The 15,655-nt window shown below is 64.3% G+C and carries 18 protein-coding genes; 6 read left to right on the top strand and 12 right to left on the bottom strand.

The genetic code is table 11. The annotated features are described in order from the left end of the window. Positions 1–161: 161 nt before the first annotated feature. The gene (locus AC3IQ7_RS15980) at positions 162–1,145 is read right to left on the bottom strand and encodes a tyrosine-type recombinase/integrase (RefSeq protein WP_489210461.1); all 984 of its coding nucleotides are present in this window, start codon (positions 1,143–1,145) and stop codon (positions 162–164) included. A gap of 257 nt (positions 1,146–1,402) precedes the next feature. Between AC3IQ7_RS15980 and AC3IQ7_RS15975 the strand changes: the two genes are divergently transcribed. Beyond that, entirely contained in the window at positions 1,403–2,419 is a 1,017-nt protein-coding gene (locus tag AC3IQ7_RS15975) for a DNA-binding protein (protein ID WP_489206636.1), read from the top strand. A 157-nt stretch (positions 2,420–2,576) separates the two neighbouring features. Here AC3IQ7_RS15975 and AC3IQ7_RS15970 read toward each other — a convergent pair whose 3' ends face one another. Genes AC3IQ7_RS15970 through AC3IQ7_RS15945 form a run of 6 tightly spaced genes read right to left on the bottom strand, consistent with a single transcriptional unit; the run spans position 2,577 to position 5,278 of the window. Beyond that, positions 2,577–2,753 carry a hypothetical protein gene (locus tag AC3IQ7_RS15970; protein ID WP_489206635.1) on the bottom strand — a complete coding sequence of 59 codons (177 nt, stop codon included), beginning with the start codon at positions 2,751–2,753 and terminating at the stop codon, positions 2,577–2,579. Next, positions 2,753–3,229 carry a DUF3592 domain-containing protein gene (locus tag AC3IQ7_RS15965; RefSeq protein WP_489206634.1) on the bottom strand — a complete coding sequence of 159 codons (477 nt, stop codon included), beginning with the start codon at positions 3,227–3,229 and terminating at the stop codon, positions 2,753–2,755. The genes AC3IQ7_RS15970 and AC3IQ7_RS15965 overlap by 1 nt, the downstream gene beginning before the upstream one ends. 35 nt (positions 3,230–3,264) lie before the next feature. Next, entirely contained in the window at positions 3,265–3,708 is a 444-nt protein-coding gene (locus tag AC3IQ7_RS15960) for a GNAT family N-acetyltransferase (protein WP_322426923.1), read from the bottom strand. A gap of 21 nt (positions 3,709–3,729) precedes the next feature. Further along, positions 3,730–4,281 (bottom strand): hypothetical protein, encoded by a 552-nt coding sequence (locus AC3IQ7_RS15955; protein ID WP_489206633.1) that lies wholly within the window; start codon positions 4,279–4,281, stop codon positions 3,730–3,732. Continuing rightward, positions 4,278–4,712: a DUF1801 domain-containing protein gene (locus AC3IQ7_RS15950; protein WP_322426925.1), complete on the bottom strand. Its 435-nt coding sequence runs from the start codon at positions 4,710–4,712 to the stop codon at positions 4,278–4,280. Before AC3IQ7_RS15950 ends, AC3IQ7_RS15955 begins: the two co-directional genes overlap by 4 nt. Before the next feature lie 29 nt (positions 4,713–4,741). Next, on the bottom strand, positions 4,742–5,278 hold the full coding sequence (locus AC3IQ7_RS15945) for a hypothetical protein (RefSeq protein WP_489206632.1): 537 nt from the start codon (positions 5,276–5,278) through the stop codon (positions 4,742–4,744). A gap of 182 nt (positions 5,279–5,460) precedes the next feature. Here AC3IQ7_RS15945 and AC3IQ7_RS15940 point away from each other — a divergent pair, with 182 nt between their 5' ends. Further along, a complete protein-coding gene (locus AC3IQ7_RS15940) occupies positions 5,461–6,384 on the top strand; it encodes a VirK/YbjX family protein (RefSeq protein ID WP_489206631.1) in 924 nt (307 codons plus the stop codon). A 136-nt stretch (positions 6,385–6,520) separates the two neighbouring features. Continuing rightward, the gene (locus tag AC3IQ7_RS15935; RefSeq protein ID WP_489206630.1) at positions 6,521–7,873 is read left to right on the top strand and encodes a serine hydrolase; all 1,353 of its coding nucleotides are present in this window, start codon (positions 6,521–6,523) and stop codon (positions 7,871–7,873) included. A 3-nt stretch (positions 7,874–7,876) separates the two neighbouring features. Here the strand turns inward: AC3IQ7_RS15935 and AC3IQ7_RS15930 are convergent, their stop codons facing one another. The 3 genes from AC3IQ7_RS15930 to AC3IQ7_RS15920 form a co-directional block, all read right to left on the bottom strand. Beyond that, complete coding sequence (locus AC3IQ7_RS15930) at positions 7,877–8,230, bottom strand: hypothetical protein (RefSeq protein WP_158301097.1); 354 nt, start codon at positions 8,228–8,230, stop codon at positions 7,877–7,879. Beyond that, a complete protein-coding gene (locus tag AC3IQ7_RS15925; RefSeq protein WP_489206629.1) occupies positions 8,227–9,795 on the bottom strand; it encodes an EAL domain-containing protein in 1,569 nt (522 codons plus the stop codon). The genes AC3IQ7_RS15930 and AC3IQ7_RS15925 overlap by 4 nt, the downstream gene beginning before the upstream one ends. Positions 9,796–9,887: 92 nt before the next feature. Then, positions 9,888–11,384: an MFS transporter gene (locus AC3IQ7_RS15920; RefSeq protein WP_489206628.1), complete on the bottom strand. Its 1,497-nt coding sequence runs from the start codon at positions 11,382–11,384 to the stop codon at positions 9,888–9,890. A gap of 63 nt (positions 11,385–11,447) precedes the next feature. On the opposite strand from AC3IQ7_RS15920, the gene AC3IQ7_RS15915 reads away from it, so the two are divergent. Next, entirely contained in the window at positions 11,448–12,344 is an 897-nt protein-coding gene (locus AC3IQ7_RS15915) for a LysR family transcriptional regulator (protein ID WP_489206627.1), read from the top strand. Here the strand turns inward: AC3IQ7_RS15915 and AC3IQ7_RS15910 are convergent. Beyond that, the gene (locus tag AC3IQ7_RS15910; protein WP_489206626.1) at positions 12,341–12,913 is read right to left on the bottom strand and encodes a helix-turn-helix domain-containing protein; all 573 of its coding nucleotides are present in this window, start codon (positions 12,911–12,913) and stop codon (positions 12,341–12,343) included. The genes AC3IQ7_RS15915 and AC3IQ7_RS15910 overlap by 4 nt on opposite strands. Before the next feature lie 91 nt (positions 12,914–13,004). Here AC3IQ7_RS15910 and AC3IQ7_RS15905 point away from each other — a divergent pair, with 91 nt between their 5' ends. Then, positions 13,005–13,535, top strand: coding sequence for a GNAT family N-acetyltransferase (locus AC3IQ7_RS15905; protein WP_489206625.1), 531 nt, complete (start codon positions 13,005–13,007; stop codon positions 13,533–13,535). Between the two features lie 13 nt (positions 13,536–13,548). Here the strand turns inward: AC3IQ7_RS15905 and AC3IQ7_RS15900 are convergent, their stop codons facing one another. Continuing rightward, entirely contained in the window at positions 13,549–14,739 is a 1,191-nt protein-coding gene (locus tag AC3IQ7_RS15900) for a low temperature requirement protein A (protein WP_099376790.1), read from the bottom strand. A 177-nt stretch (positions 14,740–14,916) separates the two neighbouring features. On the opposite strand from AC3IQ7_RS15900, the gene AC3IQ7_RS15895 reads away from it, so the two are divergent. Then, positions 14,917–15,375 carry a hypothetical protein gene (locus AC3IQ7_RS15895; protein ID WP_489206624.1) on the top strand — a complete coding sequence of 153 codons (459 nt, stop codon included), beginning with the start codon at positions 14,917–14,919 and terminating at the stop codon, positions 15,373–15,375. Positions 15,376–15,655 lie beyond the last annotated feature (280 nt).

Below are 15,655 nucleotides of genomic sequence, written 5' to 3'. Positions count from 1 at the left end.
GCTTAGCGCAAGGCCCGGCGTTACCACATCTAAAAAACTGAGCAGACTCTTGCTGCTGGCAGTCTTTACGGTTGTACTGTATTTGCTCGGGTATGTCATCAGTTGAATGTGGGATAACAGTCGGTCAACCGGCGGTCCGCTGCACGGTGTCGTCGGGCGCTTCAGCCCGCCGCCTTCTTCTTCGCCTTCAACAAACTCCCGGCCGCATTTTCCTCGAAACGCCCTGCCTCCTCTATATAGCCATGCACGGTGCCGTCGTGGCGCCAACCGCCCTGGCGCTTGATGGCCTGGAAATCGGCGCCGGCCCGGTGGGCGCTGGTAGCCATGCCGCGACGCAGGCTGTGGCTCGATAGTTCCGGCACGTAATCGAGCTCCGCCAGCCTGGCGCAGCCCTCCAGTATCGTGTTGATGCTGCTCGCGTGCAGCGCTTTCATACTCACATGGCCCCATTGATTGACGGGGCGCAAGAGCGGCCCCGTGCGGATATGCGCCGCGGCCAGCCAGGCGCGCAAGGCCGTGGCCGGACAGCAGACGCCGTCGCCGAACGGGATCGCCTTGACGATGCCCTCCCCCAATTGATCCGTTTTCGAGCGGGGCAAGGTGATCACCATCCCCTGCGGCTCCGAACTCACGTCTTCCACCCTCAATCCCACCAGTTCGCTGCGGCGAAAACCGCCAAAAAAGCCCAGCTGCAGCAAGGCGCTGTCACGCAAGGCCTTGACGTTGCCCAGCGCGGCCAGTCTGGACACGATCGTTTCCAGGTCTTCCAGCGGCAGCGCCTTGGCCTTCTTTTTTGGCTTGCCGTGCAGGCGGGCAATGCCGGCCAGGGTCTTGCGCACGGTGGGCGTGGATGCGGGATCGGCGAAGCCCTGGTACACATGCCATTGCGACAGGGCCGTCAGGCGCAGGGCCAGGGTGCGCGCGTTCAGGCTGTCCGCATACGCCATCAGGTAACGGATGACGGTGGACTCGTCGGCGGGCAGCGCTCCGCCCCAGGCCTGGAAGTGGCGGATGGCTGAACGGTAGGTGCGGCGCGTGTTATCGGACGTGGCGGCGGCTAAAAAGGCATGATAGCGCGCGGCCAGCTCGGCATCGATCAGGGCGCCATGTAATGGCGCGGCGGCGACGGCGGTGCTTTTGGGCATGGCGGCACGGCGTTTCGAGAGGGGCAAATCGGGCATGGCGGTGGCGAAATCGCGGTTTTGTACTGGGAGAGTCACAGAATAGCATGCAAACCACCCCCATAACACGCGATAAGCGATCTTATCGCGACTTATATTTTAAAAAAATTTCGAAAATTTATATCGTAATATTATTCCATATTACGTATCATGTAATACGTTACTAAATTTCGTTCATAGGTGATTTTATGGCCCGCACCGGCATTTTGTACTCTGATGTTATGAAAGCAGCCCAAATCGTCGCTGCCGATGGCCGCAATCCCACGGTCGACAGCGTGCGCGAAGCGCTGGGCAGCACGGGCAGCAAGAGCACCATCGCGCCCCTGCTGAAACGCTGGAAGGAAGAGTTCCAGGGCGCGGGGGCCGTCAAAACGGAGGCAGGCTTGCCGGCCGAGCTGATGGAAGCGATGCGCGGCGTGTATGACAAGCAGCAGCGCGACGTGGCGCAGCAGCTGGAAACGGGCATGCAGCAAAACCGCGCCGAACTCGATGCGGCGCTGGAAAAGCTGAAGAAGACGGAAACGGAGCGCTTGAAACTGACGGAGGCGCGCGCCGCCCTCACCCAGGAATTGCGCGCCACGCAGCATGCGCTGGCGCAACTGAAAGAAGAGCACCATTTTCGCGCCGTTACGCTGGCCACCTTACACAGCGATAACGCGGGACTGACGCAGCGCCTGGCCGACCGGGGCGAGGAAATCGCGGCGCTGAATCGCCAGCTGGCGCAGGTGCGTTCGCAGTTCGACCATTACCAGGAAGCGGCCGCCACGCAGCGCAGCGAGGAACGGGCGCAGGCGCAGCAACGGATCAGCCGGCTGGAACAGGACAACGCCCAGCTGCAGCAGCGTTTGCAGGGCCAGCAAGCGACGCTGGTGCAGCAAGACATGCGCCTGAACCAGCTGCAGGCGGAACACGCGCGCCTGGCTGACGACGCGGCGGCCGACCGTACAGCGCTGGCCACCGTGCGCCCGGAGCGCGACCAGTTCGAATTTCAATACTTGCAGGCTGCCGCGTCCGCCGACGCCCTGCTGGCCAAGCTCGATACGGCCTTGCTGGCGCTGAACGATGCCAAGGTGGCGCTGGCCGCGCAAGACCGCCAGCTCGACATGCTGGCGGAGCATGGGCAACTATCGCAGCAGAAAATGGACGCATTGGCGCAGGAGCGCGACGGCTTGTTGCGCGACAACGCCGGCATGGCGGCGCGCCTGGCGCTGCACACCAAGGAGCAACGCGATGTCTGAACCCGTTTACATGGCCTGGGATATCTATGATGGCCCCCCGGACGGGCATCGCCAGTTTCCAGGTTTCGCCCCACTATTTCGCCTGCGTATGCGCAACATTTCCCCTTGACGCCGATCGGCGCGCCGCTGCTGGCGCACGCTAGCGCCGGCGCCCCTGCTACACGGCCGCGTTCCAGGAACTGCCGGGGCAGGAAGCGCTGCCTGACGGCGTGCTGCGCGCTTGCGAAGCGCCATGGTTGCCTTGCGCATCCTTCTCAGCCACGGTGGCAACAACGGCATGCTGACAGACATCGCTGCCTATCTGCGAACAGGTCGTTGCCGATGCGCCCGGCATCACGACCGGCCTTGTCGGAGCGGGTCAGCGGCTGGCTCTCGCTTGCGCGCTTCCGATACGCCGACCACGAGCAGGACGAGCGCCACGGCAACGCCAAAATAATCGAGGAAATCGAGGCCGGCGAGAAACACGGCGGTCTCGTTCGGGTCGCTCGGCCGGTAATGCACGCGGATGCGCGCGCCCGGCGCCATGCTGGCCAGCCGCCACGCGGTGACGGACTGGTCGCGGTGGCAGCCGGCGTTGCCGATGCGCGAGACGCCGATGCGCGAACTGCGGTAGGCCTCGCCCTCCACGCTGTAGCGGTAGCTCAGTTTGACGCACCAGTCCTGCGACTTGCCCGTGCGCTGATACATGCTGCTGCGTACGATTTCGGCGCTCGTCACGGGCCAGGCGGGCGATGTGAGCTTGTCGTACGCGCGCCAGAAGGAAAAATAGCCTGCCGGAATGGCAAGCAGGATCAGGAACCAGCCCATCATTCTCGCCAGAGCCGGGTCTATCGCGCCAGGATCATTCATCGCACAGGTGCCCCGGCCTGGCAACGCACGCGTATCCACGCGCCGAGGCGGTCCATGCCGCCGTCGCCTTCGTCCTCGATCCAGCCCGCGCGCGCATAAAAACGCCGCGCGCCCGTGTTGGCCAGCTGCGTCTTGAGGCTCAGGTGCGGGCCGAAACGGGCCACGACGGCCGCCAGCAGGTGCGCGCCGATGCCCAGGCCGCTGTGCGCCGGGTGCACGTACAGATGGTGCAGGAAATAATCAGGGGCATCGCCCGTGTACACGGCGGCAAAGCCGGCGACGCTGCCATCGGATTCGGCAACGAGGATCTCTTCGCCCTGCGTGGCCGCCGTGAAAACGGCGCTGTCGGCGACAGGGCCGAAGGCGTCGCGCCCGGCCAGGGCCAGGATGGCGGTGCAGAACGGCGTGTCCGCGCTGGTAAAGGACCGAATCAGGCACATGGCTGGCGCGTTATTCATTCATTACAGGCGGCGGTTCAGCACGCTGTCGATGTCGTAGGTTGTCAGTTCAAGGTCGACCATGCCGTCTTGCAGCCAGTAGCCGTTACCACCCTGTTGCAGCGCCTCCAGGTCGAGCGTGCCCAAGCCTGGCGGGATGGCGCCGGCGAGCAAAGCGGCCGCGTCGTCCCATTCCCCGTAAAACAGTTTCAGATACCAGCCGTCGTCATGGGCAAAGGCGAGGAAGCGGCCGCGCAAGGCAGGCAGCGGCGCGAGCGCGCCACGGTGGTCGAGCATTGCGGCCACTTCCACTTCATGCACAGCGGGTGCTGGGCCTTGCCAATCGGCCCAGGCATGGCTGCCGCAGGCGTGCAGGTCTTCCTGGGCCAGGGCCGCCAATTGTTGCCCCGCCAAGGTCTGCCATGCGGCAGGCTTTTTGATTGTGCCGGCGCTGCCCCTGCGCAGCACGATGCCGCCGGACTCGCCGAGGGCCGGAAGAAAATCCTTGAATTCGATGCCGGAAGCGATCAGCATGCGCTCGGCAGGGTCGTGCCAGATATACAGATATTGTCTCAAGTCGTCGTCCGTTTTGGTTTCGGCGTCGTGTTTAGCGCCACGGCGGCGCGTATCAGCGCCTTGAATGCCGCGGTATCGAGGTGCGCGCCTTCGTGCAGGTCGATGGCCCGGCGCGTGTTGCCGTCCAGGCTGGCATTGAACAGGCCGGCCGGATCGGGCAAGGCGGCGCCCTTGGCGAAAGTGAGTTTCACGGCCAGTTTATAGGTTTCGCCCGTGCAAATCATGCCCGCATGTGACCAGACGGGCACGCCGCGCCATTTGACTTCTTCGACCACGTCCGGGTCCGCCTGGCGTATCAGCGCGCGCACGCTGGCCAGGGTTTTGCCGCGCCAGTCCGCCAGCGACGCGATTTTCGCATCGATCAGGCTGGCGGCGGAGGCGCTGCTCGCCGCTTCATCATCGGGTGGCGTGCCCGGTGCTGTTTTTTTCATGGCTGGCATCTCCTTCATGCATACACGCATTACTGCGCCGCATCGGCCATGCAGGCGGCCAGCGCAGCGATGAACTGGTCGCGCAAGACCAGGTACTGCGCATCCGTCGCGAATTCCCGTTTATCTGCCGGCTGGTTGAGCAGATAGGCGGTGGCGACCGTCCCGCTGGCGGCCTGCAGCAAGGTGTATAGACTGATTACGCCGGCCGATTGCGTGATATTCGGGTTGTTCAATCCTAGCACTTCCACGCCCTGGCGCGTGTCCGTTTCCAGCGACACAAGATGCGGAGGCTTGCTGTTGGCCGCCATCTGCTGCAGCTGTGCCACGATGGTGTCGCGGTCGGCGGCAAACCTGCCTTCGGCGCTGCGTTCGATTTTCAGATTCACGAAGGGCAAGCTGCTCTTGTGGAACAACATCAGCCGATAGCCGTCGGCCACCGATACCTGCCCCTCACCCGTTGCCAGCTTGACACTGCGCGTCGTCACCTGCGCGGGCAAGCGGTCCTGCGCCTGGGCGGCCAGAGCGGCAACGAGCAGGGGAATGGCAAGCAATTGGCGATGGTTCATGAAAGGCGTCAGTGATCGAGTCAGGATGCGGCGAGCATAACCGTCCGTATTGCTAGAAGGCAAATGTTTAGTTGTCATCCTCTAAATGGAAACAGCTTCTTAATATGAACTTCACCTGGTCCACGTAGCATTCAGCTTGGCAAGGCTCTCATTGTGCAGCGCCTGCCCTCACCGGCTGAACCATGAATGACATCGCTTTAACCTTGCGCCACGGCGCCGCCGTGCCACCCGCCGTGCGACCAGCGCCCGCCAGCGGACACCGCCTGAAAGCGGCGCTGGGCGCCCTCTTCTTTCCCCGCCAGCGCACGCGCTGGCAAGCCTTCCTGGGCAGCATGCCCGGCTTGAGCTCGCTGGCGCAGCTGCATCCTTGTCTGCGCTTCAAGATTTACCGCCCGTACGCCTCGCGCCAGCTCGGTTGCACGGATCGCCTGGCCTTGCTGGAAGGACATTACCGTTTCCTGTGGCAAGCGGGCGCGCGCGCCCTGGTCGAACTGGCCGCGCGCCAGCCCGTGGTGCTGGCCGCGTTCGAAGGCAAGGATGGGGCGCTGTACCGCCTGCAGCTGACGGCCATCCACGACAGCCACCGCGAAGGCGAACTGTGCCTGCGCCTGACGCGCGACGGCCAGCCTTTCTACCTGGCCAGCTTTTTGTTCCTGCCGCGCGCCGACGGCGTGTCCCTGCAGCTGGGCGCGCTGCAAGGCTTGCGCTCCGAAGCGGGCGCGCAAGCCGTGAAGGCGGCTACGCGGGCGCTGCACGGTTGCCGTCCGAAAAACCTGATGGTGACGGCCCTGCGCGATTTCGGTGATTTTTTTGCCTGCAATAACGTGTTTTTGATCAGCAATGACAACCGCATCGCCCTGAATGCGCGGCGCCGGCGCCATATCGCCGCCGACTACGACCTGGCGTGGCAGGAATTGCACGCCTTGCGCATGCGCGACGGTAATTATCACTTGCCCTGTGCGCCCTACCGGGCGCCGGACCTGGCCGACGTGCCGTCAAAGAAACGCGCCGATGCGCGCCGGCGCGGCGACTTGTTGCAATGCATGTCCGCCGACATGCGCGCCCAACTGGCGGGCTTGCTGGAAGCGCCGATGGCTGAAAATTGAGCCAGCGCAAGCCTTGCCATGCCCGAGCCATAAAACTCAGGCAGCCTTCATGTTGGCGCCGTATCCTTCACTTGACATGCCAGAGACCTTATCCAGGCACTGGCGTGCATTCGGCCCACCCTGGACAAGGTTTCCCATGACACCCATTTTCGCCCTCCTCCCCCTTTGTCTCGCCGGCACCGCTGCACTGGCCGCCCCTGCACTCGATGACGCCGTGCGCCAGCGCGCGGAAGAACTCACGCGCACGGGCATGCACGCCAGCATCGTCATCGCCGTGATCGACGGCAAGCACAGCGCCGTGTACGGCTTTGGCAGCGTGCATGCCGGCAAGAACATCAAGCCGGGCGCCGACACCGTCTACCAGATCGGCTCCGTCACCAAAACCATGACGGCCTTGCTGCTGGCCGACGCCGTCGCCGAAAACAAGGTCAAACTCGACGAGCCGGTGGCCACATTATTGCCGGGCTATACGGTGCCCGCCTTCGACGGCAAGAAGATCAGCCTGCTCGACCTGGCCACGCATTATTCTTCGCTGCCGCGCCTGCCCGACAACTTCGCGCCGAAGGACCCGGCCAACCCGTATGCCGACTACACGGAAGCCAGACAGCGGCAGTTTCTCGCCGCCTACCATCTGCCCCACGCACCGGGGACGAAATTTGACTACTCGAACATCGGCTACGCCGTGCTGGGCACGGCACTGGCCGCACAGGCCGGCAGCAGCTATGAAGCACTGCTGCAAAAGCGCATCGCCGTGCCGCTCGGCATGCGTTCCACCTCGAACCAGCCCACGCACGGCATGCTGGCGCGCCTAGCGCCCGGCCATCTGCTGTCGGGCGAGCTGACGCCGGCCTGGGATTTGAACGTGGTGGCGCCGGCCGGCGGCGTGTATTCGAGCGCGCGCGACATGGTGGCTTACCTGCAAGCGTACATGTTCAAGCCGCTGCGCCCGTATGCGCTGGCGATCAAGCCACAGCGCCCGCTGGCACCCGACGGCGACACGAAAATCGGCCTGTCCTGGCTGCTGGAGCAGCAACAGGGCCGCAGCTACGCCTGGCACAGCGGCCAGACGGGCGGCTACGCCAGCTATGCGGCGTTTACCACGGACGGCAAGCGGGGCGTGATGGTGCTGACGAATACGGCGCGCGATGTCGATGCGCTGGGCCTGTCCACCTTGCTGCCCGGCACGCCCCTGCCGCCGCTGAAAAAGCCGCAGGCCGCCATCGAAGTACCGCGCGCCGCGCTGGCCGAGTACGTTGGCGAGTATCCATTGGACAAGGATTTCACGTTGACGGTGACCCTGGGCAAGCAGGGACTGGAAGCGGCCGGCACGGGCATGGGATCGGCGCCCTTGTTTGCCAGCGCGAAAGACCAATTCTTCTTCCGCGCCATCGATGCGGACCTGGCGTTTACACGCGATGCCGCGGGCAAGGTCGCCAGCGCCGTGCTCGAGCAAGGCGGGCAGGACGTCGTCTTGCCGCGCAAGCCGTAAAAATCAAGCTGCCGGGTCTTGCATGAACTGTTCGACCCGGGCAACAAACTCCGCCTTGCTGCGCGTGCGAAACTCGCCCAGGAAGGCGTCGCTGCCCTGGACGATCTTGCCGTGGCGGTCGTATGCCACCTTGCCCATCTCCAGCACGAAGTCGCCTTGCGGATCGTCTTCCGGCTCGAAGTGCGAGTTGAAGCAGTAGCCGGTGTCGCGGCAGCTGCCCCACAGCAGCAATGCGCTGCTGAACCATTGCATGGTCTCGGGACCTGGCTCCACTTCGAACAGGGTATTGACGGTGATATCCCAGCCGCCCGGTACGCGCAGCGGCTGCAATGGGTAGGGAAAGCGTGGCTGTTTCATGTGGACGATGGCGCGCGGCGCGCCCGGTAAAAGGCAAGGAATTCCGCGGCTGGCAGCGCTTTGGCAAACAGCCATCCCTGGCCGAATTCCACTTTGCGCTCCAGCAGATAGTCCGCTTGCTGCTGCGTTTCGATGCCTTCGGCCACGATCAGCATGTTCAAGGTGCGCGCCATGGCGATGATGTGCGGCGTGACGCTGCTGGTGGCCGCGTCCGTGCCGATGGTGTCGACGAAGGATTTATCGATTTTCAGGGCGTCGAGCGGCAGGTTTTGCAGGCTAGACAGGCTGGAATAGCCGGTGCCGAAGTCGTCGATGGCCACGGCATGGCCCCGTGCCCTGGCCTTTTCGATGGTGGCGCGGGCCGCTTCCACGTTGATGAAGCCCCGCTCCGTCGCTTCCAGCCAGATCTGCTGCGCCTCGATGCCCGTGCCGGCCAATGCCCGTTCCAGCACGTCGAGCACCCGGCCCGTTTCGATATCGCTGGCGCACAGGTTGATGGCGATGTGCAGTTCGCGGTCGGCCAGCAGCGCGGCGCGCATGTCGGCGATGACGCAAGCGATCACCTGGTCGGTGATGGGCAAAATGAGTTCGCTTTCCTCGGCCACGGGGATGAACAGGTCGGGCCGTATCATGCTGCCGTCGGGACGGCGCCAGCGTATCAGCGCCTCGGCGCCCACGCACACGCCCGTGTCGAGCGCGATGATGGGTTGGTAATGGACAAAGAATTCGCGCCGGTCGATGGCGATGCGCAACTCTCCCATCAGCGACAGGCGACGGCGCGACAGCCACACGACGATGCCGACGATGAATGCCGCCATCAGCAGGCCCAGCGGCAAGAGCAGCAACTGCTCGCGCCGCAGCCTGTCGTTCAGCTTGCTGCGCGGCTCGATCATGACGGCCGTCAAGCCGTCGCGGTACAGCATTGCGTGGATGCTGCCATCGTGCCTGATGTCGCTCGCCATGGGTGTGCCGGCAAGCAAGGCTTGCACTTGTGCGGGGTCCGGATGGTGCAAGGTGTCGAGCACGCCTTCCTTGCCGATGGCCACGGCCATCTGGATATCGCTGTCGACGATGACGTCGGAAAAGCGCACGGGATCGATCAGCACCTTATAGGCACGGTAGGACAGCCCCACCATGCGCTTGCCGCCGCTGACGACGGGGCGCAGGTTGAAATCGAGGCCGATGCCATTGTCCAGGGTAAAGTCGGCGGGCGTGACGGTGATGCGCGCCTCTTCGATACCCGTGGACGTGCATTTGAGCAAGCCGTTTTCCACATAGCCGATATCGTCGATGCTGCGCGTGGTGATGGTGATGCGGCGCAGTTGCTGGATATGCGCTTCCGAACATGGCGCCAGGTCGAGCGCATCGGCGCTGCGCAGGGCGGCGCTGGCAGAGGCGATGGAACGGTGTGCCCGCTCGAGCGCGTAGCCGGCCAGCAGGCGCAGGCGTTCCTGCTCACCCTGCTCAGCGCGCACCGACGACAGGTAGAAGGCCAGGCTCAGTGGAGCAGCCACGCCGATGACTGCGACCAGCACGCTCGTGATGATGATGCGTTTTCTGCGCATACAGTTCCCTGCGGTAGTTATATGAATGCCATGTATTGCTCGATGGCATCATATTACATGTGCTGGCCGCGCACGCGGAACTTGCTGAACAGTTACACTTTTCCCGGCGGCCTGGCCAGCACGAACACCAGCGCCGCCACCACGGCCGCCAGTCCGCCAGCCAGGTACAGCACGCTGGCAAAGCCGTCGATGAAGGCGTGGCGCGCCGCTTCCTGCGCCACGGCCTGCATCGCGGGCGGCAACTGGCCGAAGGCGTCGGCCGCGTTGCCGGCGACGATGCGGCCGATCATTTCAGGCGAGGCCTTCAAGCCGTGCAGCCACGCCAGCTTCTCGAACGAAGCGGCCGTGCGCATGGCCAGCACGGCGCCCAGCGCGCCCACGGCCAGGACGATGCCGACAAAGCGCGTCGTGGTGCTGATGCCGGAACCCATGCCCGTGCGTTCGCGGGGAATGCAGGCAAGGATGGCCTTTTGCGTCGTGCCGTTGAGCAATCCCGCTCCCGCTCCCGTGACGAGCATGCCGGCCGCCACCCAGCCGTACTGCAGGCTGGCGGCGGCCAGGGCCGTGGCCACGTTGCCGACAGCGACGATCAGCAAGCCCGTCACTAAGATGCCGCGGTCGTCCAGGTGGCGCATGGCGCGCGGCGCCAGCCGGGACAGCACCACCATGGCGACGGCAAACGGCAGCATGGCGCAGCCGGCCAGCACGGCGGAAAAACCGAAGGCGTTCTGCAGATACAGCGGTAGGAACGTCATCATCACTTGCGCGGCGATGGCGTAGCCGAACATGCCCAGCACGGCGCCGACGAATACGCGCCGGCCAAACAGGCTCAAATCGACCATCGGCGCGCGCTGGCACCGTTCCACCAGCACGAAGACCAACAGCAGCGCCGCGCCAGCCACAAAGCGCAACATGGTGGCGCGGCTGGACCAACCCGCCACGCTGGCGTCGATCAAGCCCCAGATAATGCAGAACAGGCCAGCGGAGAATAATGCCGCGCCGAATGGATCAAAACTGGCGTTGGAGGCATCCTTCGACTCGTCCACGTGCCTGCCTACCAACCACATCAGGATGGCGACAACGGGCAGGTTCAGATAGAAAATCCATCGCCAGTTGATGGCGCTCGTGATCAGGCCGCCCAGCAGGGGCGCCACGGTCATGGCCACGCCCATGGCCGCGCCCCACACGGACCAGGCGCGCGCCCTCTCCTTTTCCGCATGGAAGGTGTGGCCGATGACGGCCAGCGCGGACGTCAGCAGCAGCGCCGCACCGAGTCCCTTGATGGCGCGCGCCACGTTGAGCACGAACGGCGTCCACGCCAGGCCGCACAGCAGCGACGCCAGCGCGAACACGGCCAAGCCGAACAGCATCACCCTGCGCCGTCCCAGGCGGTCGGCGATACTGCCGGCGGGCAGCAGAAATGAGGCGAACGCCAACATGTAGGCGCTGACCACCCATTCCACATCGACGAAGCTGGCGTTCAGCGAACGGGCGATCGACGGCAGCGAGACGGCCACGACGTTGGTGTCGAGCATGATCAGCGCGCAGACGCCCGAGCAGGTATATAGGGTCCAGTTGGTATTCTTCATGCCTCGATTGTAAGCAGGCTTGTATTATTTCCTGTTATAAGACAGTCGACTTATAATTCACTGATGGTGAATATAGTCAAAGAGATGGAACTGCGGCATTTCCGCTGCGTGCTGGCCGTCGCGCACAGCCTGCACTTTGCGCGGGCCGCTGCGGAATTGGGCATTTCGCCGCCCGCGCTGACCAAGCAGGTGCAGGAAACGGAACAGTTGCTGGGCACGCGGCTGTTCCAGCGCAGCAAGCGCGCCGTGTCGCTGACGGCCGCCGGAGAATTGTTCGTCATCGAGGCTGCGCGCGCGCTGGGGCAACTGGCGCAGGCCCAGGAGGTGGCGCGGCGAGCGGGACGGGGCGAACTGGGACGGCTGGAAATCGGCTACGTGGCCTCGGCTGCCTACTCAGGCGTGCTGCAAGGCCAGTTTGTCCGCTTTCGCGCCAGCCACCCCGGCATCCACATCAGCGCGCGCGAATACGCGATGGATGCCCTGCCCGCCTTGCTGGACCAGGGCCGGGTCGACCTGGCCTTCGTGCGCCCGCCCCTGCACCTGCCGGACGGACTGGACAGCGTGGTCTTGCTGCGCGACCGTTTCGTGCTGGCCGTGCAGGCGGACAGCCCGTTGGCTTTGTTTAATGTGGCGGCGCCGGCCGCGCTGGCGCAGCAGGCGTTCATCGTGCCGGAACAGGAATTGGGCACATTGGAAGTGAGCCGGCGCGGCGGTTTTGCGGTGCAGGTGGTGTCGCGCCCGGGCAGCCTGGTGGCCGTGCTGACGGAAGTGTCGCTGGGCGTGGGCTGCGCCATCGTGCCCCATTCCGTGATGGCCAGCGTGCAATTGCCCGGCGTCGTATTCCGCGAGCTGGACGGGCCGCAGATCAGCTCGGAAATCGCCGTGGCCTTCCGCCGCCACGAACAGGCGCCCGCCGCGCGCGCCTTCATTGCCCAGTTGCGCGCGGCAGCACTGGCTTAATCTCGGTTCTTCAATACCGCCACGGCGTAGGTGCAGGCGGTGGCCGTTTCATTGCGGAACTCGCAGTCGGCCGGCGGGCCCAATTCCAGGCAGTCGCCCTCGTCCAGCACGTGGCGGGTGTCCCCTTCGATGAACACGAGGCTGCCGCTGAGCGACCAGATGAGTTGCCGCCGCGACGCATAGGCGGCGGCCGGCATGGCCACCACGGCGCCGGGCGGCAAGGTAATATGCACGAGGTCGAGCGGCATGTCGGACGCGGGCGACACGTGCCGCCGCACATAGCCGCTCTGCGGATCGACCCACACGGGCTGCTCAAGCTGGCGCAGCAGGCGCCCCGCGCGCATTTCGGCGCGGGCGATGAGTTCGGACATGCTCAGGTCAAAGGCGCCCGACAGCCGCGCCAGCAAGGTGGCCGTGGGGCTGCAGTCGCCCCGCTCCACCTTGTGCACCATCGCGCGCGACACGCCCGAGCGGGCCGCCAGGTCCGTCAGCGACCAGCCCAGGTTTTCCCGCTCAAGGCGCACCCTGGCGCCGATCCGCTGGTTCAATTCGTCTGGTTTAGTGGACATATTTCAGCTTCCATTCGGATTTTATTGGACAAGGCGTGAGCGGCAATCTATGATTTGTCCATTATAGTAGACGATTAGCAAGGAGAGCAACATGCAGATACGCGATGCCCACGCGGGCGATATCGAGGCCATCACGGCCATCTACAACGATGCCGTCAGCCATACCCTGGCCATCTGGAATGAACGGACGGTCGATGCGGCCAACCGCGCCGCCTGGCTGGCCGACCGCCAGCGGGCCGGCTATCCCGTGCTGGTCGCCATCGATGCGCAAGGAACTGTCGCTGGCTACGCCTCGTTCGGCGACTGGCGCCCGTTCGAGGGTTTTCGGCATACGGTCGAGCATTCCGTGTACGTGCGCGCCGATAGTCGCGGCGCCGGCGTCGGCAAGGCCTTGATGGGGGAATTGATCGCGCGGGCGCGCGGCCTGGGCAAGCACGTGATGGTGGCGGGCATCGAGGCGTGCAATGCCGGCTCGATCGCTCTGCACAAGCAGCTGGGCTTCGCGGAAGTGGGCTTGATGCGGCAAGTCGGCACCAAGTTCGGCGCCTGGCTGGACCTGGCGCTCCTGCAGCTGCAGCTCGACACGCGCAGCGATCCGGACGGCATTGCGCCGCCCGGTTAAAGTCAAACTGACATCAAGGATCGATCTCCGGTGGCGGACGGCGCAGCGCCATATGTTCCCACACGGCCACCAGGACCAGCACGCAGCTGGTGATGCAGGCCAGGGTCAGGGGCGCATACAGCCTTCCGTAGGCCATCGGGATCAGCGCCAGGATGATCAAAATGCCCAGCAGATGCGACAGCGGCGGCGTGGAACGGTCATTGCTGACCCATTTAAATAATGCATTGCCCAGCAGATACAGGATCGGGCCACCCAGCAAGGCGCTGATGCCGGCGAAGCTCGCTTCATCCGGGTGCACGAGGGCCAGTTCATCGGCCACGGCGCTGACGATCACGCCGCCCACGATCAGCACGTGGATATACGTGTAAGCCTTGCGGGCGATGCGGCCCGGATCCTTCGAGTGGGCGATGCGGTGGTGGCCCGCCTCGGCGCCCGTGTCGAAATATATCCACCACATGGCGATGCTGCCCACCAGGGCCGACAAAAAGCCCAGCCAGTTGGCGGCCGTCCATTCCAGCCCGGCGAAGGTGGCGCCCGTCACCAGCAGGGATTCGCCCAGCGCGATGATGACGAACAGGCCGCAGCGCTCGGCCATGTGGCCGCCGTCGACATCCCAGTCGGCCGTCGAGGAGCGGCCCAGGCCAGGAATGCCGAACTGCATCCAGGGACCGGCCAGGTCGATCGCCAGTGCCAGCACCCACCAGAAGATGCGCTGCTCGGGCGACGCGATGCCGCCGGCGATCCAGAAGATGCCGGACAACACGGCCCACAGGGCGATGCGCTGAAAATTGCGGCGGCGCGACAGTTCTTCATGGCGCACGGCCCACCAGGCGAACAGGGGCCGGCCCACCTGCATGGCCACGTAGGCGCCGGCAAAGCCCAGGCCCCGCGTGCCGAACGCTTCGGGAATCGAGGCCGACATGATCAGGCCGCCCAACATCAGCGCAAACAGGCTGATGCGCACGGGAATGCGCTCGGGGTCGAGCCAGTTGGTGATCCAGGACGTGAAGATCCACACCCACCAGACGGCCATCAGCAGCAGCCCCGTCTGCAGCCAGCCCATGGCGCTCAGGTGCGCCAGCAAGCCGTGCGACAGTTGCGTGACGGCAAATACGAACACGAGGTCGAAGAACAGCTCGATCATGCCCACCTTGCCGCTGTCCTGCGCGCCGCGCTGACGCAGCAGGGAAATGCGATTATTCATTTTTTTCCTTGCATAAATATCGGACCGGCGCCCGCGGCACCGGCCAAAACGGCACGATGATAGCAGATGGGGATGGCGGCCATGGCGGCCATGGTGACGCGCTGCGGTCGGCATGCGTTTGCTCTTCCGGCGGAATTTCGCTACGATGGGCCGTATGCGCGGCACACCACCTCCACCATGTCTCAGCTGAATTGGCGCGGCCCCTGGCTGGCTGCCGTGCTGCTGCTATCGCTCGGTGGCGACGCCCCGGCGCTGGCGCGTCAGCTGGCCGAACCGGCCCCCGCGTGCCGGGCACCGCAAACCATGGCGCTGACGGTCAACAGCGACGCCATCGCCACGGCCAGCAACGATATCAATGACAACACCCTGGTGGCGCTGCGCGCCAACGGCACCGCGTACTGGACGGTTTTATTGTCGACAGCGAATATCATGCTGCAACTGGGCGCAGACCGCGGCGATACCATCGTGACATTCCAGAAAGGATTGACCCTGCGTTTCCAGGCACTCGGTCCGCAGCAATATCAAATCCTCATCGATGGCCCCATCCTCGATGACGGCACGCAATACACGCTGACTGGCAAGGTGGTAGCCGTTTTTGAACGCTGTCCGGCCCTGCCCGCGCCGGCCGCGCAATAAAGCCGCGCATGCCATCTATTTAAATCAATAAATCGTTTATATTCAATTGCATTCCCTATCCGACTTGCATGCCGCCGCGAAAAATGGCCGGCGGCGCATTCCCGCGCAGCGTCCGGAAACCGCATTATTCTTGCCTTCGCGACAATTCGAGAGAATCGCGCAAAAAAATAGGCATAGAATCGCTACTCGTCATGCGCAAGAGCCGGCATGGTTATATTACGAATAGCCGGAAACTACTTTTTTGAATAAGCAAATACGAAATTTATTAATCAATTCCGGA

It is taken from the genome of Janthinobacterium sp. GL_088 (genome assembly GCF_057837845.1).
Note: the sequence above shows the minus strand (reverse complement) of the source record. Positions and strands in the feature narration are given on the sequence as shown.